A 2,132-nucleotide genomic window follows, 5' to 3' on the forward strand; every position below is an offset into this window, starting at 1 on the left:
CATTTATTTTTACCAAACATAATATGTAATAAATAATAATAAGGGGAGGGGATTATTATGATACTATGGTTAATTATCGCAGCTATCATATTATTTCTTCTATCTCACTTTTGGGTACTGTTTCTTGCCGTGATCTTATTCTGGTTTTTTATTTAGATACTCAGCTATCTCAACAGACTAATAATGCAATGACGGTTTTGCCGCCAGTTTAAAATCAACTGGTGTCTCTCCCTCGTGGAAATCCCCACTCTGGGTAACCCAAGTGAATTAATTTATAGTAATGCAATAAAATTAGACAGGTTAAATATGAAAAGCCTTGACGTACCTGCTTAAAAGCTGGTAGGCTCAAGGCTTTTCCATTAAACTTCCATAATGATTGGCAATATCATCGGGCGCCGGCGAGTGCGTTCATAGAGATATTTACCCAAGGTGTCACGAACATTAGACTTAATGGCGGCCCATTCAGTAACACCATTAAGCTCACATTTTTCCAAAGCCTGCTTTACGCGTTCCCTGGCATCTTCCATCAATTGCTCGGACTCCCGTACATATACAAAGCCGCGTGAAACAATATCCGGCCCTGCAGCTACCTGGCCACGTTGTTTATCCATTGTTACAACAACAATTAGTATGCCATCTTGAGAAAGCTGACGACGGTCCCGCAAAACAATATTACCTACATCGCCTACACCAAGACCATCAACCAAAACATTTCCCGATGTCACCTTTCCCGTTACGGCACCTTTCTCAGAAGTAAATTCCAGTACTTGACCGTTTTCAGCAACAAAAATATTTTCCTTTGCCATCCCTAATGACTGAGCTAATTTAGAATGCTTAATCAAATGCCGGTATTCCCCATGTACAGGGATAAAAAACTTGGGACGTATAAGATTATGCATAAGCTTCAATTCTTCCTGGCTAGCATGCCCAGAAACATGGATTCCTGATGTTGACTCGTAAACAACCTCAGCTCCTTGCCGAAAAAGAAAGTCAATAGTACGTGATACCAGCTTTTCGTTGCCGGGTATTGGCGTCGCCGAAATAATAACAGTATCACCAGGGATAATCTCAACTTTTTTATGATCCGACATGGCCATCCGGGTTAGCGCTGACATGGGCTCACCCTGACTACCTGTTGTCAAAATTACAATTCCCGATGATGGATAGTTATTAATTTCATCAATATCAATGATAACGCCTTCCGGGACATTTAAATAGCCAAGTTCCAACGCAATATTGACAACATTCACCATACTGCGCCCTAGGATAGCTACTCGCCGCCGATATTTACAGGCGGTATCAATTGCCTGTTGGATACGATGAATATTAGATGAGAATGAGGCAATAATAATTCGCTCCCGTGCATTGCGAAAGGTATCATCAAAGGTGATGCCAACCGATTTCTCGCTCGGGGTGTAGCCAGGTCGCTCAGCATTAGTACTATCTGCTAACAGAACCAGCACCCCTTGGTCGCCTAACTCAGCAAATCTGTGAAAATCAGTAACTTTTCCGTCAACTGGAGTTTGATCAAGTTTAAAATCTCCGGTATGGACAATCACACCCATCGGCGTTTTAATTGATAATGCTACAGCATCAGCAATACTATGGCTTACTCGAATGAAGCCAATTGTGAAATTACCGATCTGAATTTGATCACCTGATTTTACGGCATGCAAATTGCTGGAAGATACATTATTTTCTTTCAAACGCCCTTCTAAAATCCCAAGTGTCAAACGAGTTCCATATACCGGAACACTAAGTTGTTTTAATACATACGGCAACGCGCCAATATGATCTTCATGTCCATGTGTTAAGACAATGGCTTTTACTAATTCACGGTTGTCCAATAAATAGGTGATATCGGGAATGACCAGATCAATGCCCAGCATATCGTCTTCCGGAAACATTAAGCCTGAATCAACTACAATTATCTCGTCACCATAACGGATTACCGTCATATTTTTACCAATTTCCCCCATCCCGCCCAGAGGAATAATTTGTACTTTGCCTGGTTGTCGTGCCAAAAAAACATACACCTCCAAAATATTATTTAAATCAAGTTGTAACCGCCCGTTCATTTAAACACATAATAAAAAACCGGCCGTCCTGTCCACTTGTGAATAATTATAACC

General features: G+C 41.0%; 1 protein-coding gene. It reads right to left on the reverse strand.

The features are described from left to right. Window positions 1–359: 359 nt before the first annotated feature. Entirely contained in the window at window positions 360–1,979 is a 1,620-nt protein-coding gene (locus tag VN379_RS16455; RefSeq protein ID WP_414715007.1) for a ribonuclease J, read from the reverse strand. Window positions 1,980–2,132: the final 153 nt, after the last annotated feature.

Origin of the sequence: Sporomusa sp. (genome assembly GCF_035561255.1) — a bacterium.
In the GTDB taxonomy this organism is placed as follows: Bacteria; Bacillota; Negativicutes; order Sporomusales; family Sporomusaceae; genus Sporomusa.

Bases quoted from the DNA above. Each gene is read 5' to 3' on its own strand.
- VN379_RS16455 (WP_414715007.1), bottom strand. From the start codon at position 1,979: ATGGGGGAAATTGGTAAAAATATGACGGTAATCCGTTATGGTGACGAG.